Origin of the sequence: Kitasatospora sp. NPDC048545, from assembly GCF_040651155.1 — a bacterium.
Taxonomy (GTDB): Bacteria; Actinomycetota; Actinomycetes; order Streptomycetales; family Streptomycetaceae; genus Kitasatospora.
On the sequence record NZ_JBEZIQ010000003.1, the window covers coordinates 164,602 to 185,501 of the forward strand.

Sequence of the window (20,900 nt, forward strand, 5' to 3'; positions counted from 1 at the left end):
CGTTCCTACCTCCTCGAAATTTGTTGCACTATACAACGGATTCGCCGGGGGTGGCGCGCTGCTCCGGTGCGGGCCGTCCCGGCGCGGCCTGCCAGGCGCGGGCGGCGGCGATCCGGCGGGTCGCACTCGGGTGAGTGGCGAACAGTAGCTCAAGCAGCCTGGGCGGGTCGACATCGGAGGCGTTCACCAGTGCCAGTCTGCGCTGCATCGCCACGAACTGCTCGGCGTCACCGGTCAGTTCCAGTGCGTGCCGATCCGCCCGGGCCTCGATCCGGCGGCTCACCGCGCACTGCACCGGCCCCGACAGCGCGCCCAGCAGCGCCGCGAGCGCCGCCAGCAGCGGCAGCGCCCGCGGGTCCGCCGCGTCCGTCACCCCGGCGGCGTCCAACAGCGGCTGCCAGTCGGCCAGCAGGCCGAGGACGGCCACCGCGACGGCCGCCCCGACCGCGCCCAGCGCGGTGCCTACCGGCACGTCCCGGTGCTTGACGTGGCCCAGCTCGTGCGCGACCACCAGCTCGACCTCGCGCGGCTCGGCGGCGGCCAGCAGCGTGTCGTAGGCGACGATCCGGCGGGTCGCCCCGAACCCGGAGACGTACGCGTTGAGTGCGGTGGTGCGGCGGGAGGCGTCCGCCACCAGGACGTCCCGCACCCGGACGCCGTCCCGCTCGGCCAGTGCCAGCAGCGCGGTGCGCTGCCCGCCCGGCGGCAGTGGCGCGAAGCGGTTGAACACCGGCTCGATCAGCAGCGGGTGGAGGAAGGAGAGGGCGACGGTCAGCACCGCCGCCGCGCCCGCCGCCGACAGCCACCAGTGCTGCGGCGACCGGGCGGTCAGGGCGAACAGCCCGAGGGCGAGCGGGAGGAAGAGGGCGAGGGCGAGCGCGAGGCCGCGCACGGCGTCCAGCGCCCAGCCGGCCCAGCCCTGGGTCACCAGCCCGTAGCGGGCGCGGACGGTCCGCACCCCGGCGCCGAACGGCAGCCGCAGCACCTGGCCGAGGACCACCAGGGCCGCCGCGCCGGCCAGGACGGTGGCCGTCCGGGAGCCGCCGAACCAGCGGCCGACGGCGGTGACCAGGCCGGCGCCGGCCGGGGTGAGGCCGAGCAGCAGGGTCAGGGCCAGACCCGCCAGCCGGCCGCCCAGCGCCCACGGCAGCTGGGCGCGGCGCAACGCGCGGCCCCGGGCGCGCTCGGCGGGGGTGAAGTCGGGGGCGTCGGCGGCGGTGGACCCGGACGCGGCGGTGGACGCGTCGGGGCCGGGGCCCGCGTCGGGGCCGGGGCCCGCGTCGGGGTCCGGGGCGGCCCGGCGGTCGGGGGTGGTGTCCATGGCGGGGGCGGCTCTTCCGGTCGTCCGGTCTTCCGGTCGGGTGTCGCGGTTCAGCATGGCGTACCCGGCGGGGCGGTGCGCACTCCTGTGCCGGGGCGGATCCGGCGCCCCGGCGGGGCTCCGGCCGCGGGCGGTCACTCCTCCGCGGGCCCGGTCGCGCCGTGGACGCCCGCGCGCAGCAACTGGTGTCCGAGGTCCACCAGGGCGCGGCCGACCGCGAACTCGTCGCCGATCCGCGGGGCGGGGGCGTCGCCGGGGTTGCGCCGGGAGTGGGCGTCGCTGTGCAGGACGTAGCCGTCGGCGTCCAGGGCGGCGTGCACCCGGGTGGTGTCCCGGTCCTCGACCACGTGCAGGGTGAGCTGCCAGTCCTTGGTGCGCACGGCGGGCCCGCCGGCCCCGGTGGACCGGACGTCCTCCTCCGGCTCCGTCCCCGCCCCGGCGCCCGTCCCCGCGACCGTCCCCGCGACCGCCCCGGCCGCGGCCGGTGCGGTGGCCGTCCCGTCGGAGCGGACGATCACCACCGGACAGCTGCCGTGCACCGCGCAGCGGGCGCTGACCGAACCGAGCAGCGTCCGGGCGAAGGTGCCCCGGCCGCGGCTGCCCAGCACCAGGAGGTCGGCGTCCTCGGCCGCGTCCAGCAGCACCTCGGCGGCGTGGCCGAGCACCAGGCTCTCCCGGACCGCCACCGGGCGCTCCGGGCCGAGGACCTCGTCGATCTCGGCGCTCAGCGTGCGGCCGGCGGTCTGTTCGAAGCCGTCGTCCACCATCGGCGCGGACCAGCCGTACAGCGACGGGTACTCCCAGGCGGCCACCGCGTGCACCGACGCCCCGGTCAGGACGGCCTGGCCGACCGCCCAGCGCAGAGCGGCCTTCGACGGTGCGGAACCGTCGATGCCGACCACGATCCGGCACTCCCGGGCGGGGAGGGCGCGGCTGCCGGGGACGCCGCCGACCGGACTGCCGACCGGGCCGTCGGCCCGGCTGCCGGCAGGGCCGCCGACGCGGCGGCCGACCGGTCCGCCGCCCGCGCTGCCGTCCTCGTTGCTACCCATCACGTCACACCTCCGCCGCATCGGCGCGGGACCGGCACCACCGGCTCCCCGTACCACCACGCTGCGCGCCCGCCCGCCGCCGCGCCAGGGACACCGTGGCCGGGACGGGCGCGGCGATTGGGACGGGCGGGCCACGGGTGGGGCCGCCGGTGTCCTTTTGTGGCCGGAATGTTGCGGGTGAGGGCTGAAGGGGTGGTGATTCGGTGGCGTAGGCTGACCGATCTCGCATCGTCCTCGGGGGGAACCACTCATGCGCCGTGTCGCGGCTGCCGTCGCGCTGCTCGTCGGACTGACCACCGTCACCGCCTGCGGCCCGGACGACCCCGACCCGGCGCCGGCGGGCGCGGCTCCCGCCCCGACGGCCACGGTCCCGACCCCGGGCGCCCCGTCCTCCGGCGCCCCGAGCAAGAGCGCCGCGCCCCGGCCCGACGGCACCATCACCGTCGCCTTCGCCGGGGACGTCCACTTCGAGGGCCGCACCGAGGCCCGGCTGGCCGTCCAGCCGCCCGAGCCCGCGCTCGGCCCGATATCCCGCAGCCTCGCCGACGCCGACCTGTCCGTCCTCAACCTGGAGACGGCGATCACCGGGCGCGGCGCCCCGGAGCCCAAGCTGTACACCTTCCGCACCTCGCCCAAGGCGCTCTCGGCGCTCAAGGACTCGGGCGTCGACGTCGTCTCGATGGCCAACAACCACGCCGTCGACTTCGGCGCCGACGGCCTCACCGACACCCTCGCCGCCAAGGACTCCTCGCCGATCCCGGTGGTCGGCGTCGGCCGCGACGCCAAGGAGGCGTACGCCCCCTACGTCAGCACCGTGCGCGGGGTGAAGGTGGCCGTGGTCGCCGCGAGCCAGGTCGAGGACCTCACCAACCAGAAGTGGCGGGCCGGCGCGAACAAGCCGGGCATCGCCTCCGCGCTGGACGTCCCGGCGCTGGTCAAGGCGGTCGAGGCGGCGAAGCGGCAGGCCCCGGTCGTGCTCGTCTACCTGCACTGGGGCGAGGAGGGCAAGGCCTGCCCGACCGCCCCGCAGACCGCCATCGCCAAGAAGCTCGCCACCGCCGGTGCCACCGCCGTGGTCGGCACCCACGCGCACACCATGGTCGGCTCGGGCATGCTCGGCAACACCTACGTCGGGTACGGCTTCGGCAACTTCCTCTGGTACGGCACCTCCAACTACCCGAACTCCAACGAGAGCGGCGTCACCACCCTCACCCTCACCGCCGACGGCAAGGTGACCGGCGAGGCCTTCGACCCGGCCACCATCGACGACAAGGGCGTCCCGCAGCCGGTCACCGGCGCCGCCGCGGAGGCCGCCCTCAAGCGCCGCGACGGCCTCCGCGGCTGCGCGGGCCTCACCCCGGCGCCGAAGGCCCCCGCGGCTGCTCCCGCCTCGCCGTAGGACGAAGGCCCGCTGCGCCTGTCGCTGTCGCTGTCGCTGTCGCTGTCGCTGTCGCAGCCGCAACCGCAACCGCAGCGCCGTGACGTCCTCGTACCATCACCCAGTGACCGGGCACGAGGAACTGACGATCCGTCGACTCTCGTTGCGGCGGCCGGCCGCGGGTGACGTCGAGGCCGTCCTCGCCATCCACGGCGACCCGGCCGCCTGCCTCCACAACCCCTTCGACGCCCTCGCCACCCGGGCCGAGGCCGAGGGCGCCAGGGAGCCGGGACGCCGTGTGGCGGCGCCGCGGCTACCGCTACTGGACCGTCCGGGCGCACGAGGACTCCGCCGTGCTGGGCTTCTGCGGCGTCAAGCCGATGGAGCCGAACGGTCTGCCGGTCCTGAACCTCTTCTACCGCTTCGCCCCCGCCGCCCGGGGCCGGGTCTGGCGAGCGAGGCCGCCACCGCCGTGGTGGCCTGGGCGGGCACCGCCGAGCCCGGTCTCCCGCTGATCGCCCGCGTCCGCCCCGCCGACGTCGCCTCCCGGCGGATGGCCCTACGGGCCGGCCTGTTGCGGGCCGAGCACCTGGACGGCGAGGGCTACGACGGCTTCGACCGGATCTGTCACCGTCCGGCCGGGCGGTAGCCCCGGCGCCGCCGAGCATCCGGGAGTCGCCGGGCAGTCGGGCGCCGCCGGGCAGTCGGGTGAACCCGGCCGGGGCGAGGGGGACTTGGGCGGAATCCGGACGGCGGCCCGGTGTCGTGCGGCCCGGTGTCGTGTGGCCGGTTGTCGTGCGGCCGGTCGTCGTGCGGCCGGTCGTCGCCGGTCCCGGTGTGGTCGGCCTTCGGTGGCCGGTGGTCCGTCCGCGGTGCGGTCGGCCGTGTCCGTCGGCGGGCGGGGTGCGTAGCCCGGGGTGGTGGCGCGCGCTCGGTGAGACGGATCGTCCGGCCCCCTCCCGCGGCCGGGACGGGGCCGGAGTTCGAAGTGACGGTCGCACAGGATCTCGGCGTAGGCGAACAACTGTGTTAGGTTAGGCTTGCCTAATCTTGCTGGTCGGAGGGGATGTCCTGTGCAGCAGCAGTCCGAATTCGCCGGTACCGTCGCGATGGTCACCGGAGCCGCGCAGGGCATCGGCGCGGCCGTGGTCCGGGCGCTGGTGGCCGAGGGAGCCGTCGTCGCGGCGGTGGACCGCAAGGCCGGTCCGCTCGACGCCCTGGCGGCGGAGCTCCCGGCCGTCAGACCCTACGTCCTGGACGTGTCCGACGCCCGGGCCGTGAGCGACGTGGTCGAGTCGGTGGAGAGCCGGCTCGGCCCCATCGCCACGCTCGCCAACGTCGCGGGCATCCTGCGCACCGCTCCGGTCGTCGAACTCACCGACGCCGACTGGGCGGACACCTTCGCCGTCAACACCACCGGGGTCTTCCACACCGGCCGCGCCGTCGGGCGGCGGATGGCGCAGCGCGGGCGCGGGGCCGTCGTGACCGTCGGCTCCAACGCCGCCGGGGTGCCCCGGGCCGGGATGGCCGCCTACGCGGCGTCCAAGGCGGCGGCCACCATGTTCACCCGCTGCCTGGGGCTGGAACTCGCCCGGTCCGGCGTGCGGTGCAACGTCGTCTCGCCCGGCTCGACCGACACCGAGATGCAGCGCGCGCTATGGGGCGAGAACGCGGTGGCGGCCGAACGGCGGGTGATCGAGGGCGATCCGGCGGCCTGGCGGGTCGGCATCCCGCTCGGACGGATCGCGGCCCCCGCCGACATCGCGGAGGCCGTGGTGTTCCTGGCCTCCGACCGGGCGCGGCACATCACCATGCACGACCTGTACGTGGACGGCGGCGCGACCCTGCGCGCCTGACCCCGCCCGCCCGGCGGTTCGCGTCTAACCGCCGCTCGCCCCGGCTCCGCGACCTCCCCCGGCTCGCCGGCCCCCGGCCCTCCGACTCCCCGAAGGCTCGCCGGCCCCCCGAAGGCTCGCCGGCTCCCCGAAGGCCCGCCGCCTGCTCGAAGGCCCGCCGGCCCCCCGGACTCCCGCCGGCCTCGAAGAACCGCGACCTCCCCCGTAGACCCGTCCCAGACTGGAGAACCCACCGTGACCACGGTGCCCCATGCCCCGGCGGCCCCCCTCGCCGACGGCCCCGACCATGCCGTCATCGGCGCGGCCAGCGGACTGCTCGGCCAGTACCGGGCCGCCTCCGACGAGGCGTTCTTCGCCTCGCCGACCCGCACCCTGCTCGCCTCCGGCGTGCGCGCCCGGGTGCCGCAGGACGGGCGGCCACTGCCCGTGCGGGTCGCCGGGACACTGGCCGAGGCGGCCCGTGCCGGGGTCGAACGGCCGCTGGTGGTCGGTGCGGTGGCGTTCGACCGGGAAAGCCGGGCCGAGCTCGCCGTGCCCGAACGGGTCCGGACCGCCGGGGCGATGCGGGACGACCCGCTGATCGCGCTGCCCGCGCCGCCCGCCGAGCGGGTCGAGTGGCGGATCCGGCCGGTGCCCGAGCCGGAGGCGTACGGTGCGGGTGTCGCGGTGGCCGTCGAGCGGCTGCGCGGCGGGGAGTTGGGCAAGGTGGTGCTGGCCAGGACGCTGGAGCTGAGCGCCGCCGAGCCGCTCGACCTGCCGGCCATCCTGCAGCGGCTGGGCCGCCGTGACCCGGGCGGCTACACCTTCGCCGTTCCCGCCGGCGGCGGTCGGACGCTGATCGGCGCCAGCCCCGAACTCCTGCTCTCCCGGCGGGGAACGGCCGTGCTGGCCAACCCGCTGGCGGGCTCGGTGCCGCGCAGCGAGGACCTCGGCGAGGACGTGCGGCGCGCCGCCGCGTTGCTGGAGTCGCCCAAGGACCTGCACGAGCACGCGGTGGTGGTGGACGCCATCCGCGAGGCGCTGGCGCCCTACTGCCGCACCCTGGAGGTGCCCGAACGGCCCACCCTGGTACGGACGGCCGCGATGTGGCACCTGGCCACCACGATCAGCGGCGAGCTGGCCGACCCGGCGGTCTCCGCCCTGGAACTGGCCTGCGCGCTGCACCCGACCCCGGCCGTCTGCGGCACCCCGACGGAGGTCGCGCGCCGGGTCATCGGCGAGGTCGAGCCGTTCGACCGGGGCCTGTACACCGGCATGGTCGGCTGGGGCGACGAGGCCGGCGACGGCGAGTGGGTGGTCACCATCCGGTGCGCGGAGGCCGATGAGCGGACGCTGCGGGTGTACGCCGGCGCGGGGGTGGTCGACCGGTCCCGACCGGAGGCCGAACTCGCCGAGACCAGCGCCAAGTTCCGCACCTTCCTGGACGCCGCAGGGGTGTCCCGGTGACGCCGTCGGACGGGTTCACCCCGTACCCCGCCGAGTTCGCCGAGCGCTACCGGTCCGCCGGGTACTGGCGCGGCGAGACCTTCGGGCGGATGCTGCGCGAACGCGCCGCCGCGCACGGCGGGCGGACCGCCGTCGTCGACCCGGGCGGCCACTCGGCGGCCGTGACGGAGCGGCGCTGGACGTACGCCGAACTCGACCTGAGAGCCGACCGGATGGCCGCCGGGCTGCTCGCCCGGGGGATCCGGGCCGGGGACCGCGTCGTGGTCCAACTGCCGAACGCCGCCGAGTTCTTCGAGGTGGTCTTCGCGCTGTTCCGGATCGGCGCGCTGCCGGTCTTCGCGCTGCCCGCGCACCGGTACACCGAGATCGGGTACTTCTGCTCCTTCACGGGGGCGGCGGCGTACGTCGTGCCGGCCGTCGAGGGCGGCTTCGACTACCGCGAACTCGCCTCCCGGGTCCGGGCGGAGAGCCCCGCGCTGCGGCTGGTCCTGGTGGCCGGGGAGGACGCGGGGGAGCACGTCCGGCTGGCGGACGTGCCCTGCGACGGGCCCGGACCGGCGAGCGGACCCGAGCCGGGTGACGTCGCCTTCCTGCAGCTCTCCGGCGGCAGCACCGGCGTGCCGAAGCTGATCCCGCGCACCCACGACGACTACATCTACTCGCTGCGCGGATCGGTCGAGCTGTGCGCGCAGGACGCGGACAGCGTGTACCTGTGCGTGCTGCCCGCCGCCCACAACTTCCCGCTCAGCTCGCCGGGTTCGCTCGGCACGCTGTACGCCGGCGGCCGGGTCGTGCTGTGTCCGCAGCCCAACCCGGAGACGGCCTTCCCGCTGATCGAGCGCGAGGGCGTGACCATCACCGGCCTGGTGCCGCCGCTGGCGCTGCTCTGGCTGGACGCCGCCGCGCGCGGCGCCCGCGGGTACGAGAGCCTGGAGGTGCTGCTGGTCGGCGGGGCCAAGTTCAGCACGGAGGCCGCCCGCAGGGTGCGGCCGGTGCTGGGCTGCACGCTCCAGCAGGTGTTCGGGATGGCCGAGGGGCTGGTCAACTACACCCGGCTGGACGACCCGGAGGAGTTGATCACCACCACTCAGGGCCGTCCGATCTCCCCGGACGACGAGGTCCGCGTGGTCGACGACCAGGACCGGGACCTGCCCAACGGCGCGACCGGCCACCTGCTGACGCGCGGCCCGTACACCATCCGCGGCTACTGGAACGCGCCCGAGCACAACGCGAACTCCTTCACGGCGGACGGCTTCTACCGCACCGGCGACCTGGTCCGGCGGACCCCGACCGGCCACCTGGTGGTCGAGGGGCGGGCCAAGGACCAGATCAACCGGGGCGGCGAGAAGGTCGCCGCGGAGGAGATCGAGAACCACCTGCTCGCGCACCCCGCCGTGCACGACGCGGCGGTGGTGTCGATGCCCGACCCCTACCTGGGCGAGCGCACCTGCGCGTACGTGGTGCTCCGTGCCGATCATCGCGAACAGCCGCCGAAGGGCGTCGAGTTGAAGCGGTTCGTGCGGCAGCGCGGGCTGGCCGACTACAAGGTGCCGGACCGGGTCGAGTTCGTCGAGGCCTTCCCGGCCACCGGCATCGGGAAGGTCAGCAAGAAGGACCTGCGCGCGGCCATCGCGGCCTCCCTCACCGCCAAGTGATTTCACCCTAGTTGCTAAGGAACGACCACCGTGGGCCTGCCCCGCATTCCCTCCTATCCCCTGCCCACCGCTGAGGAGCTGCCCGCCGACCGGGTCTCCTGGACGGTGGACCCGGCGCGCGCGGTGCTGCTGGTGCACGACCTGCAGAACCACTTCCTGGGCGGCTACGACACCGGGGCCGCCCCGGTGCCCGAACTCCTCGCCAACGTGGCCGGGTTGACCGGGGCGGCCGGTGCCGCGGGTGTCCCGGTCGTGTACTCGGCGCAGCTGGGCGGGCAGAGCCCGGCCGAGCGCGGACTGCAGCAGGACTTCTGGGGTCCGGGCATCCCGGACGACCCGCGGGCCACCGCGATCGCCGACGCCGCCGCGCCGGCGCCGGGTGACACCGTGCTGACCAAGTGGAAGTACAGCGCCTTCGTGCGCACCGGGTTGGAGCGGCTGCTGCGCGAGCAGGGCCGCGACCAACTGGTGATCGTCGGGGTGTACGCGCACATCGGGGTGCAGGTCACCGCCTGCGACGCCTGGATGCGGGACGTCCAGGCGTTCGTGGTGGCCGACGCGGTCGCCGACTTCGGTCCGGCGGAGCACCGGGCCGCGCTGGAGTGGGTGGCCGGGCGCTGCGGCGTGGTCACCACGACGGAGGCCGTGCGCGCCCGACTGGGCGGCGCGGCCGAGCGGGACGGCGCGGCCGAGCGGGACGGCACGGCCGAGTCGAGTAAGCCGGCCGGATCGAAGAAGTCGGACGAGGTGGACGGGAAGTGACGGGCGTGGGTTTCACGGTGGAGCGGATCCGGGCCGAGGTCGCCGACCTGCTCGGCGAGGACCCGGCGGACATCCCGCTGGACGAGAACCTGGTCGACTGGGGGCTGGACTCCATCCGGCTGATGACGCTCGCCGAGCGCTGGCGGGCGGAGGGCGCCGAGGTGGCGTTCGTCCGGCTGGCGGAGCATCCGGCGGTCGAGGCCTGGGCCGAGCTGCTGGGCGCGGTCTGATGGAGGCGCTCGTACGGGAGGCCGCCCGCGGGGCGGTGCCGCAGGACGCCCGCCCACCGGTCCGAGCGGAGGCGCTGACCGTCATGCCCGCGTTGCCCCGCCGCGCGGTGACGTACCCGGCCACCACACTGGTGGGGCCGGTCGAGGCGCAGGCGTCCAGGACGCCGGACGCGCCGGCGCTGGTGCTCGCGGGCGGGGGGACCGTCAGCTACGGGGAGCTGAACGCCTCGGCCAACCGGCTGGCGCGCGTCCTGGCCGCCCGGGGGGCCCGACCCGGCGCGGTGGTCGGCCTGGCGGGCGCCTGCGGCCCGGCCGAGTTGCTGACGGCGCTGCTGGCGGTGGTGAAGTCGGGTGCGGCCTATCTGCCGCTGGACCCGGCGGACGCGCCCAGGCGGCGGGAGCGGCTGCTGGCCGAGAACACGCCGGTGTGCGTGCTGGGGGAGGGCGTGCCGGGGGCGCTCACCGGGCTGGAGACGGCCGGCGAGCTGCCCACCGACCCGCCGCGGGCGCTCACGCCGCAGCACCTGCTCTGCGTCGGATACGGTCCGGGCGGGCGGCCGACGGCCGTCCGGGTCACCCATGCCGAGGCGGACCGGCGGGTGCGCGAGCTGCAGGCCGAGCATCCGCTCGGGCCGGGTGACCGCGTCCTGCAACTGGGCCTGCCGTTCTGGGAGTTCTTCTGGCCGCTGCGGACGGGCGCCGCCGTGGTGCTCGCCGACCCGCAGCGGGAGGGGGAGGTCGGGGCGCTGGTCCGGGAGCTGGGCGTGACAGCGGTGCGGGTGGCGCCGACGGCGCTGCTGGGCGGGTGAGGGCGGGCGGTTCCCGGGCGACGACTTCCGGCGAACGGATGATGACCTCCGTTCGCCGGAAGTCGTCAGCCGAAATCCGTCACCGGCCCGCCGGTGGGCGTCGTGCCGCCGCCAGGTCCGCCGCCGTCCAGGCCATGGCCACCGCGCCGTCCAGCACCGCCCGCTCTGCCTCCGCGCCCAGCGCCGCCTCGACGAACGCCGCCTCGTGCGGGGCGCAGGCGCCGCCCGTGATGTCCAGGACCGGATGGATCGAGGGCACCACGTGCGACACGTTCCCCATGTCGGTGCAGGCGAACGGCCCGCGCTCGACCGGCTCCGGCCGGCCGAGCGCCGCGGCGTTGGACCGCCACAGGTCCAGCAGGCCCGGGTCGGACCGCATGTCCAGGTAGTCCGGCTCGGGCCGGGTCAGCTCCACCCCGCACCCGGTGGCCAGCGCCCCGGCGCGGAAGCAGTCCTCGACCCGGGCGCGCAGCTCCGCGAGGTCTTCGGCCGCCGAGGTCCGGATCTCGTACTCGGCGGTGGCACTGTCCGGGATCAGGTTCGGTGCCGTCCCGGCCGCTGTGGTGACGCCGTGCACCCGCCAGTGCGGCGGGAGTTGCTGGCGCAGCAGTCCGATCGCGACCTGCGCGACGGTGAGCGCGTCGGCGGCGTTGCGTCCGTCGTGCGGGTTGAGGCTCGGGTGGGCGGCGCGCCCGGTGTAGCGGACGGACAGCGTGCCGAGGGCGAAGGAGCGGAAGTCGGCGACCTCGACCGGGCAAGGGTGGACCATCATGGCCGCGTCGGCCCCGGCAAAGGCTCCCGCCTCCAGCAGCAGGGCCTTGCCGGCTCCGCGCTCCTCGGCCGGCGCGCCGATCACCCGTACGGTGAGCCCGAGTCGATCGGCGTACGGGGCGAGTCCGAGGGCCGCGCCGAGGCCCGCGGCGGCGATCAGGTTGTGTCCGCAGGCGTGGCCGAGGCCGGGCAGCGCGTCGTACTCGCAGACCAGGGCGACGGTGACCGGCCCGCTGCCGAGGGTCGCGCTGAACGCGGTGGCCAGGCCGTGCGCGGGCGCGGTGACGGTGTAGCCGTGGCCGCGCAGCAGTTCGGCGCACCAGGCGGCCGCGCGATGCTCCTCGAAGGCGGTCTCAGGATGGGCGTGGATGCGGCGGCTGAGCGCCAGCAGTTCGTCCCGGTGCGCGTGCACGCGCTCGCGGACGGCCTGCTTGGTCGCGGACAGGGGCATGGGTGGCGCCTCCGACGGTGTCAGGGCCCGGGCTGCCCCGGGCCGTTGACCAGATCGTATGAAGTTAGATTAGGCTAACCTAAGTAAGGCGTTCCGGATCCCCGAGGAGCTCTCCGAACCATGCCCGCCGCCGAGACCCAGACCGGTGACACCCGGACGGGTGACACCCGGATCGTCGAGACCCAGGCCGTCGACGTTCCGTTGCTCGCCGCCCAGGCCGCCATCTGGTACGCCCAGGCGCTCGACCCCGCCGACCCGGTCTACAACACCGGTGACGCCGTCGAGATCACCGGCCCGCTCGACGAGGCCCGGTTCGAACAGGCGCTGCGGCGGGCGGTGGAGGAGGCGGAGGCGCTGAGCGCCGTCGTCGTCACCGGCCCGGACGGTACACCCCGTCAGCGGCTCAGGCCCGGCCGCCCGTGGCCGCTGCACCGCCTCGACCTGCGGGCGGGCTCCGCTTCCGACACCGACACCGACGCCGCTTCCGATGCCGCTTCCGACGCCGACACCGCTTCCGATGCCGACACCGCTTCCGAGGCCGCCACCGGCGCCGCGGCCGCGGCCGACCCGCGGGCCGCCGCCGAGGCCTGGATGCGCGCCGACCTCGCCCGGCCGGCCGACCTCGCCGAGGGCCCGCTGTTCACCCACGCCCTGATCCGGCTCGCCGACGACCGCCGGCTCTGGTACCGCCGGATCCACCACCTCGCCGTCGACGCCTACGCGTTGACCCTCCTCGGCGACCGGGTCGCCGAGCTGTACCGCGTGCACGTCACCGGTGCCGAGCCCGCCCCGAGCCCGTTCGCGCGCCTCGCCGTGGCCGCCGCCGAGGAAGCCGCCTACCGCGACGGCGAGGAGTACCGGGCCGACCGCGCCCACTGGTCCGCCCGGATGGCCGACGCCGACGCCCCGCCGACCCTGCCCGGCGCGCCCGCCCCGGACGCCGGAACGTCCCCGCTGCGCCTGACCGCCGAACTCCCCGCCGGCACCCGAGGGCGCCTGGAGCACGCCGCCACCGCCGTCCGCGCCACCTGGGCCGAGTTGCTCCTCGCGGCCGCCGCCGGCTACCTGCACCGCCTCTCCGGCAGCCGGGACGTCGTCCTCGGCCTGCCGCTCGCCAACCGCCGCGGCCCGGCCGCCCTGCGCACCCCCGTCGCCACCGCCAACGTGCTCCCGCTGCGCCTCGCCGTCCGGCCCGCCGACAGTGCGGAGGCGCTCCTGCGCCAGGTCGTCCGCGAGCTGCGCGCCGTCCGCCGCCACCAGCGCTACCCGCTGGAGGACCTGCGCCGCGACCTCGGCCGCACCGGTGACCGCCGCGCGCTGTTCGGCCCGATGGTCAACATCAAGGCCTTCGAGGGCGACCTCGACCTGGCGGGCCTGCCCGGCACCGTCCGCAACCTCGCCGCCGGCCCCGTGGACGACCTCGCCCTGAACGTCTCACCCGGCCCGGACGGCGCGCTGCGCCTGGTCATCGACGCCGACCCGGCCCGCCACGACGCCGACTCCCTCGCCGCCCACCGCGACGGCCTGCTGCGCTACCTAGACGCCCTCGCCGAGCTGCTGCTCACCGCCCCGCGGACGCCGATCGCCCGGATCGACCTGCTGGACGCCGACGGACTGCGCCGGGCCACCGAGGGGCGCACCGAACCCCCGGCCGAGCGGACCGTGCCCGAGCTGTTCGCCGCCCGGGCCGCCCGCACCCCGGAGGCCGTCGCCGTCCGCTGCGGCACGGCCGCCTTGACGTACGGACAGCTGGACACCGCCGCCAACCGGCTCGCCCACCGCCTGACCGCCCTCGGCGTACGGGACGGCGCACCGGTCGCGATCGCCCTGCCGCGCGGCGCGGACACGCTCGTCGCGATGCTCGCCGTCCTCAAGGCCGGCGGCGCCTGCGTCTGCCTCGACCTCACCCACCCCGCGCAGCGGCTGACCGCCGTCCTGGCCGACGCCCGCCCGGTCTGCGCGGTCGGCACCGCCGAGGCCCTCGCCGGACTCGACCTGCCCGCCGGACTGCCCGCCGTCCGGCCCGGCGAGGCCGACGACGAGCCGGACACCGCCCCGCCCGCGCCCCGGCTCCACGACCCCGCCTACGTGCTGCACACCTCGGGCTCCACCGGCCGCCCCAAGGGCGTGGTGGTCACCCACGCCTCACTGGCCAACCTGCACGCCGGCCTCGCCGAGGACCACATCGCCCCCGCCGTGCGCCGCACCGGCCGCGAGCGCCTGCGCGTCGCCCACAGCGCCTCGTTCGCCTTCGACGCCTCCTGGGACCCGGTGCTCTGGATGGTCCACGGCCACGAGCTGCACCTGCTGGACGACGCCACCTACCGCGACCCGGCCGCCCTGGCCGACCACCTCGACCGCGAGCGCATCGACTACCTCGACCTCACCCCCTCCTACCTCGAAGTCCTCGTCGCCGAGGGCGTCCTGGACGAAGGACGGCACCGCCCGTCCGTCCTCGTGGTCGGCGGCGAGGCCACCCCGCCCGCCCTCTGGCAGCGCCTGACCGCCGTCCCCGGCCTGCACCCCGTCGACCTCTACGGCCCGACCGAGACCACCGTCGACGCCTACGCCTGGACCCCGGGCCCGGACGGCGCCCCCGTCGGCCGGGTGGTGCGCGGCTCCCGCGCCTACGTCCTGGACGGCTCGCTGCGCCCCGCGCCCGACGGCGCCACCGGCGAACTGTACGTCGCCGGCGCCTGCCTGGCCCGCGGCTACCTCGGCCGCCCCGACCTCACCGCCGAACGCTTCCTCGCCGACCCCTTCGGCCCGCCCGGCGCCCGGATGTACCGCACCGGCGACCTCGCCCGCCGCCGACCGGACGGCACCCTGGAGTTCCTCGGCCGCGCCGACGACCAGGTGAAGATCCGCGGCTTCCGGGTCGAGCCCGGTGAGATCGCCGCCGTCCTCGCCGAACTGCCCGGCGTCGCCCAGGCCGTGGTGATCGCCCGCCCCGGACCGCAGGGCAAGCGCCTGCTCGGTTACGCCGTCCCCGGGCCGGGCGCCGCCCCGGACCCGGACGGGCTGCGCGCCGCACTCGCCGTCCGGCTGCCCGCGCACATGGTCCCGGCGGCGGTCCTGCTGCTGGACGAACTGCCGCGCACCGCCCACGACAAGCTGGACCACCGGGCCCTGCCGGAGCCGGCCGCGCAGGCCGAGGGCGCCTCGGCGGCGACGCCCCGGGAGGAGCTGGTCTGCGGGCTGTTCGCGGACGTCCTCGGCCTGTCGCAGGCACCCGGCCGGAACGCCTCCTTCTTCGACCTCGGCGGCCACTCGCTGCTCGCCGGGCGTCTGGCCGCGCGGCTGCGCGAGACCTTCGCCACCCGGGCCGGCTTCGCCGACGTGTTCCGCCACCCGACCCCGGCCGGCCTCGCCGCCCTGCTCGGCGACCGGGCCGAAGCGGAGCAGACCGAGGTGCAGCGGGCCGAAGGGGACCGGGCCGAGGCGGTCCGGGCCGAAGGGGTCCGGGCCGAAGGGGCCCGGGTCGAAGCCGGTCTGCCGCAGGACGAGCACCCCGTCCTCGGGCCCGTCCCGCGCGCCGAGCGGATGCCGATCTCGCCCGCCCAGCGCGGCCTCTGGTTCCTGCACCGCCTCGAAGGCCCCAGCCCCACCTACAACATCCCGCTCGCGCTCACCCTCACCGGCCCGCTGGACCGTCCCGCGCTCACCCTCGCCCTGGCCGACCTGGTCGCCCGGCACGAAGTCCTGCGCACCGTCTACGGCGAGGAGCCGGACGGCACGCCGTACCAGCGGATCCTGCCCGCCGCGCCCGTCGAACTGCACGACGATTCCGTCGAGGCGGACGAAGCCGTCCGGTACTCCTTCGACCTGGCCGCCGAACCGCCGCTGCGGGCCACCCTGTTCACCGACGGGCCCGCCCGGCACACCCTGCTCCTCCTGCTCCACCACATCGCGGGCGACGGCGCCTCCACCACCCCGCTGGTCCGCGACCTGGCCGCCGCCTACACCGCCAGGCTCGCCGGACGCGAACCCGAACTTCCCCCGCTGGCCGTCCAGTTCGCCGATCACGCGGCCTGGCAGCGCAAGCGCCTCGGCACCGCCGACGCACCCGGTCCGCTCGCCGTCCGGCAGGCCGCGTACTGGCGCACCGCGCTCGCCGGACTGCCCGACCAGCTGGAACTGCCCACCGACCGCCCCCGCCCGGCCGTGGCCGGCCACCGGGGCGCCACCGTCCCCTTCGCCCTCGGCGCCGAGGCGCACACCGCCCTCGCCGCGCTGGCCCGGTCCGCCGGCAGCACCGTCTTCATGGCCGTCCAGGCCGGCCTCGCCGCCCTGCTCACCCGGCACGGCTGCGGCACCGACATCCCGGTCGGCACCCCGGTGGCCGGGCGCGAGGACGAGGAGACCGCCGCACTGGTCGGCTACTTCGTCAACTCCGTGGTCCTGCGCACCGACACCTCCGGCGACCCGACCTTCCGCGAGCTGCTGGCCCGCGTGCGCGCCACCGTCCTCGGCGCCCACGAGCACGCCGACCTGCCCTTCGACCGCCTGGTCGAGGAGCTCAACCCGGCCCGCTCGCTCGCCCGCCACCCGCTGTTCCAGGTGATGCTCGCCTGGCAGAGCCGCCCCGACGAGCGCACCGACCTCGGCGGCGGCCTCGCGGCCGAGACCACTGCCGTCCCCAGCGGCACCGCCAAGTTCGACCTCACCCTCAACGCGGGCGAACGGCCCGGCGGCGGCATCGGCGGCTTCCTGGAATACCGCACCGACCTCTTCGACGCCACCACCGTGGCCGCCCTCGGCGAACGCCTGACCCGGCTGCTCACCGCCGCCGCCACCGCCCCCGACACCCCGATCGGCCGGCTCCCGCTGATCGGCGAGGAGGAGCGGCTGCGTGCCCTGGTCGAGTGGAACGCCGGCCCGGCCCCGGCGGGCCCGGCCGCCGCCGCGCCCGACGCCACTGGTCCCGGACCCACCGCTCCCGACGCCGCCGCGCCCGACGCCACCCTGCCCGAGCTGTTCGAGGCGGCCGCCGACGCCAACCCGGAAGCCATCGCCGTGAGTCACCTCGGCGACCGGCTCGACTACACCGAACTCGGCGCCCGCGCCGACCGGCTGGCCCGCCTGCTGGCCGCCGAGGGCATCGGCCCCGGCACCATCGTCGCCCTCGCCCTGCCGCGCTCGCTCGAACTCGTCGTCGCCCTGCTGGCCGTGGCCAAGTCCGGCGCCGCCTACCTGCCCCTCGACCCCGACTACCCGGCCGACCGGCTCGCCTACATGCTGGCCGACGCCGCCCCCGCCACCCTGCTCACCGATCGCGACACCGCGCCCCGACTGCCCGCCCACGACGTGCGCCGACTCCTCGTCGACGGACCGGAGGCCGAGCGGTACCCGGCCGTGCCGCTCGCCCCGCACGAGCGCACCCGCCCGCTGCGCGCCGACGACACCGCGTACGTCATCTACACCTCGGGCTCCACCGGCCGCCCCAAGGGCGTACCCGTCACCCACCGCAACGTGGTCCGGCTGTTCACCGCCACCGACCACTGGTTCGGCTTCGACGCGGACGACGTCTGGACGCTCTTCCACTCATACGCCTTCGACTTCTCCGTCTGGGAGCTGTGGGGCGCCCTGCTGCACGGCGGCCGGCTCGTCGTCGTCCCGCACCTGGTCAGCCGCGACCCGGCCGCCTTCCTCGACCTGCTCGCCCGCGAACGCGTCACCGTGCTCAACCAGACGCCGTCCGCGTTCTACCAGCTCAGCGCCGCCGACCGGGACCGCCCCGGCAGCGAACTCGCCCTGCGCTACGTGGTGTTCGGCGGCGAGGCGCTGGACCTCGGCCGCCTGGACGACTGGTACTCCCGGCACGCCGAGGACGCGCCGACCCTGGTCAACATGTACGGCATCACCGAGACCACCGTGCACGTCTCGTACGTCGCCCTCGACCGGGCGAGCGCCGCCGCCGGAAGCAGCAGCACCATCGGCGTCAACATCCCCGACCTGCGCGTCTACGTCCTCGACCGGCACCTGCAGCCCGTCCCGCCCGGCGTCACCGGTGAGATGTACGTGGCCGGGGCGGGCCTGGCCCGCGGTTACCTCGGCCGCCCCGAGCTCACCGCCACCCGCTTCGTCGCCGACCCGTACGCCGCACTGTTCGGTGAACGCGGCACCCGGATGTACCGCTCCGGCGACCTCGCCCGCCGCCGCGCCGACGGCGTCCTGGAGTACTTCGGCCGCGCCGACCAGCAGGTCAAGCTGCGCGGCTTCCGGATCGAACTCGGCGAGATCGAGGCCGTGCTGGCCGCCCACCCCGCCGTCGCCGACGCCGCCGTGGTGGTGCGCGAGGACGTGCCGGGGGACAAGCGGCTGGTCGCCTACGCGGTGGCCGACGGCCCGACGCCCGACGATCTGCGCGCCCACGCCGCCGCCGGACTGCCCGTCCACATGGTGCCGTCCGCCGTCGTCCTGCTCGACCGCCTGCCGCTCACCGCCAACGGCAAGCTCGACCGCCGCGCCCTGCCCGCCCCCGAGGCCCCGGCCGCGGGCGCCGGCCGGCCGCCGCGCACCCCGCGCGAACAGCAGCTGCGCGAACTCTTCGCCGAGGTGCTCGGCACGGCCGCGGTCGGCGTCGAGGACGACTTCTTCGCCCTCGGCGGGCACTCGCTGCTGGTCGTGCGCCTCGCCGGGCGGATCCGCGAGGTGCTCGGACTGGACGTCGGCATCGGCACGCTCTTCCAGGCCCCCACGGTGGCCGCCCTCGATGCCGCGCTCGCGGCCGGCACCGACGACACCGACGCCTTGGACGTCCTGCTCCCGCTGCGGCCGGTCGCCCCCGGACGGCAGCGCCCGCTGTTCGCCGTGCACCCGGCCGGCGGCCTCGGCTGGTGCTACACCGGCCTGATCCGCCACCTGCCCGGCGACGTCCCGATCTACGGCCTCCAGGCGCAGGGCGTCGGCGCCGCCACCGCCGCCGAACCGCTGCCCGCCACCCTGGAGGACCTGGCCGCGCACTACGCCGACCGGCTGCGCGAGGTCCAGCCCGAGGGGCCGTACCGGCTGCTCGGCTGGTCCACCGGCGGGATCATCGCGCACGCGGTGGCCGTCCGGCTCCGGGAAGTCGGCCAGGACGTCGAGTTGCTCGCCATCCTGGACGCCTACCCCGCCGAGGGTTTCCGCGAGCTGACCGTCCCCGACCAGGCCGAGGCACTCGAAGCACTGCTCACCATGGGCGGCTACGGCCCCGCCGACCTCGCCGGCCGGCCGCTCGAACTCGCCGCCGTCACCGAGCTGTTGCGCCGCGAGGGCAGCCCGCTCGCCGGACTCGACGACGCGACCGTGGCCGCGCTCAACCGGATCTACCTCAACACCAACCACCTGGTGCGCGGCTACGACCACCGTCGCTTCGACGGCGACGTGCTGTTCTTCCGCGCCACCGTCGACACCATCGACGACACCCTGGTGCCCGAGCTGTGGACCCCGTACGTGACCGGCCGGATCGCCAACACCGACGTGGCCTGCTCCCACAAGGACATGACCCTGCCCGCCCCGATCGCGCACATCGCGAGCGTGATCGCCGACCACCTGGAGAAGACCGACGATGGAGAAGGCCTCCGATGAGTGACGCCCCCGCCAACCCCTTCGACGCCGACGGCGAGTTCCTCGCCCTGGTCAACCCCGGGGGCCAGCACTCCCTCTGGCCCGCCTTCGCCGCCGTCCCGGCCGGCTGGGACGTCGCCCACGGCCCGTGCGAGCGGGCCGCCGCCCTGGAGTGGATCACCGCGCACTGGACCGCCCTGTGATCCCTCCCGAGGCCCCCGCGGCGCAGGCCCCGGCGCGCCCCCTGCTCGCGGGGCGCGCCGCGGTGGTCGTCGTCTACACGGCCGCGATGTGCATGAACGGCCTGGACTCGACCATCGTCAACCCCGCGCTGTTCACCATCGCCGAGGACTTCGGTCGGCCGGTCTCGGCGGCCAACGCCGTCGAGACCGCCTTCCTGGTCGGACTCGCCCTCGGTCTCCCGGTCGCCGGCTGGCTCGGCGACCGGTACGGCGTGAAACGGGTCTTCCTCGGCGCGCTCGCCGCCTTCACCCTCGCCTCCGCCCTGTGCGCCGCCGCCCCCGGCCTCGGATCGCTGGCCGCCGCGCGCGCCGTCCAGGGCGTGGCGGGCGGACTGCTCACCCCGGTCGGGATGACGCTGCTGTTCCGGGCCTTCGCCCCGCACGAGCGGGCCGGCCTCGGCCGGATCCTGATCGTCCCCACCGCGCTGATGCCCGCCCTCGGGCCGCCGCTCGGCGGCCTCCTCGCCGAACACCTCTCCTGGCACTGGCTGTTCCTGGTCAACGTGCCGGTCGGGGCCGTCGCCGTCGCCATCGGCCTGGTCGGCCTGCGTGGCGCCGAGGAACCCCCGGCCGGCCGCTTCGACACCACCGGATTCCTGCTCGCCACCCCCGGCCTCGGCCTGCTGACCTACGCGCTGGGCTTCGGCCCGGCCCACGGCTGGTCGTCCCCGGGCGTGGCTCTCGGCGGGATCGCCGGCCTGGCCCTGCTGGCCGCCGCCGTCCGGCACCAACTCCGCGCCGGGGAGCCGCTGGTGGACCTGCGGCTGCTCGCCGACCGGACCTTCGGCACGGCGAGCCGACTGGCCCTGCTCACCTCGGCCGGACTGATGGGCGCGCTGTTCGCCCTCCCGCTGCTCTACCAGGCGGCCCTGGGCGCCTCGGCCCTCGACGCCGGGCTCAGTGTCTTCCCCGAAGCGATCGGCCTGATGGCCGCCTCCCAGGTGGTGGACCGGCTGCTGCCCCGCCTCGGCCCGCGCCGCCTGGCCCTGCCCGCCCTGTTGTCGGCCGCGGCGGTCCTCGCCGCCCTCGGCTTCGCGGAGGACCCGTGGCTCGTCCGGGCCCTGATGTTCGGCGTCGGCCTGATCCTCGGCACCGCCGTCCTCACCGTGCAGATCGCCGGCTTCGCCGACGTCCCCCCGCCCGCGATGGGCCGTGCGATGGGCTTGTTCACCATCCTGCGCACCCTCGGCGGCGCCCTCGGCATCGCCGGCACCGCCGCCCTCATCGGCGCCCTCCCCGCCGACTCCGGCACCACCCCCTACCGGCTCGCCCTCCTGCTGACGGCCGCTCTGGTCGCCGCCGGCGCCCTCCTCGCCACCCGCCTGCCCGCCGGGGCCCCGGGGCCGCCCCCGGAGGACTGACGGGGGCGCGGGACC

General features: G+C 76.2%; 13 protein-coding genes and 1 pseudogene. 11 read left to right on the plus strand and 3 right to left on the minus strand.

The features are described from left to right. Positions 1 to 28 precede the first annotated feature (28 nt). The gene (locus tag AB0D10_RS04495) at positions 29 to 1,321 is read right to left on the minus strand and encodes a M48 family metalloprotease (RefSeq protein WP_360251117.1); all 1,293 of its coding nucleotides are present in this window, start codon (positions 1,319 to 1,321) and stop codon (positions 29 to 31) included. Between the two features lie 134 nt (positions 1,322 to 1,455). Continuing rightward, positions 1,456 to 2,373 (minus strand): universal stress protein, encoded by a 918-nt coding sequence (locus AB0D10_RS04500; RefSeq protein WP_360251120.1) that lies wholly within the window; start codon positions 2,371 to 2,373, stop codon positions 1,456 to 1,458. Positions 2,374 to 2,623: 250 nt separating this feature from the next. On the opposite strand from AB0D10_RS04500, the gene AB0D10_RS04505 reads away from it, so the two are divergent. The 8 genes and pseudogenes from AB0D10_RS04505 to AB0D10_RS04540 all read left to right on the plus strand — a co-directional run bounded on the left by AB0D10_RS04505 (position 2,624) and on the right by AB0D10_RS04540 (position 10,509). Further along, positions 2,624 to 3,772 (plus strand): CapA family protein, encoded by a 1,149-nt coding sequence (locus tag AB0D10_RS04505; protein WP_360251123.1) that lies wholly within the window; start codon positions 2,624 to 2,626, stop codon positions 3,770 to 3,772. A 103-nt stretch (positions 3,773 to 3,875) separates the two neighbouring features. Next, positions 3,876 to 4,265 (plus strand): annotated as a pseudogene (locus AB0D10_RS04510) (hypothetical protein); the annotation flags it as partial. A 559-nt stretch (positions 4,266 to 4,824) separates the two neighbouring features. Next, positions 4,825 to 5,607 (plus strand): 2,3-dihydro-2,3-dihydroxybenzoate dehydrogenase, encoded by a 783-nt coding sequence (locus AB0D10_RS04515; RefSeq protein ID WP_360251126.1) that lies wholly within the window; start codon positions 4,825 to 4,827, stop codon positions 5,605 to 5,607. 243 nt (positions 5,608 to 5,850) lie between these two features. Further along, the gene (gene dhbC, locus AB0D10_RS04520) at positions 5,851 to 7,053 is read left to right on the plus strand and encodes an isochorismate synthase DhbC (protein ID WP_360251738.1); all 1,203 of its coding nucleotides are present in this window, start codon (positions 5,851 to 5,853) and stop codon (positions 7,051 to 7,053) included. Next, positions 7,050 to 8,708, plus strand: a complete 1,659-nt coding sequence (locus AB0D10_RS04525; protein WP_360251129.1) for a (2,3-dihydroxybenzoyl)adenylate synthase — start codon at positions 7,050 to 7,052, stop codon at positions 8,706 to 8,708. The genes dhbC and AB0D10_RS04525 overlap by 4 nt, the downstream gene beginning before the upstream one ends. A 30-nt stretch (positions 8,709 to 8,738) precedes the next feature. Next, positions 8,739 to 9,470, plus strand: a complete 732-nt coding sequence (locus AB0D10_RS04530; RefSeq protein WP_360251132.1) for an isochorismatase family protein — start codon at positions 8,739 to 8,741, stop codon at positions 9,468 to 9,470. Positions 9,471 to 9,475: 5 nt separating this feature from the next. Further along, on the plus strand, positions 9,476 to 9,700 hold the full coding sequence (locus AB0D10_RS04535; protein WP_360251740.1) for a phosphopantetheine-binding protein: 225 nt from the start codon (positions 9,476 to 9,478) through the stop codon (positions 9,698 to 9,700). Further along, the gene (locus AB0D10_RS04540) at positions 9,700 to 10,509 is read left to right on the plus strand and encodes an AMP-binding protein (protein ID WP_360251135.1); all 810 of its coding nucleotides are present in this window, start codon (positions 9,700 to 9,702) and stop codon (positions 10,507 to 10,509) included. Before AB0D10_RS04535 ends, AB0D10_RS04540 begins: the two co-directional genes overlap by 1 nt. A gap of 79 nt (positions 10,510 to 10,588) precedes the next feature. Here AB0D10_RS04540 and AB0D10_RS04545 read toward each other — a convergent pair whose 3' ends face one another. Further along, a complete protein-coding gene (locus AB0D10_RS04545; RefSeq protein WP_360251138.1) occupies positions 10,589 to 11,731 on the minus strand; it encodes an amidohydrolase in 1,143 nt (380 codons plus the stop codon). A 120-nt stretch (positions 11,732 to 11,851) separates the two neighbouring features. On the opposite strand from AB0D10_RS04545, the gene AB0D10_RS04550 reads away from it, so the two are divergent. Genes AB0D10_RS04550 through AB0D10_RS04560 form a run of 3 tightly spaced genes read left to right on the plus strand, consistent with a single transcriptional unit; the run spans position 11,852 to position 20,885 of the window. After that, the gene (locus tag AB0D10_RS04550; protein WP_360251141.1) at positions 11,852 to 19,303 is read left to right on the plus strand and encodes an amino acid adenylation domain-containing protein; all 7,452 of its coding nucleotides are present in this window, start codon (positions 11,852 to 11,854) and stop codon (positions 19,301 to 19,303) included. Next, on the plus strand, positions 19,300 to 19,485 hold the full coding sequence (locus tag AB0D10_RS04555) for an MbtH family protein (protein ID WP_360251144.1): 186 nt from the start codon (positions 19,300 to 19,302) through the stop codon (positions 19,483 to 19,485). The genes AB0D10_RS04550 and AB0D10_RS04555 overlap by 4 nt, the downstream gene beginning before the upstream one ends. Next, on the plus strand, positions 19,485 to 20,885 hold the full coding sequence (locus AB0D10_RS04560) for a DHA2 family efflux MFS transporter permease subunit (protein WP_360251743.1): 1,401 nt from the start codon (positions 19,485 to 19,487) through the stop codon (positions 20,883 to 20,885). The genes AB0D10_RS04555 and AB0D10_RS04560 overlap by 1 nt, the downstream gene beginning before the upstream one ends. Positions 20,886 to 20,900: the final 15 nt, after the last annotated feature.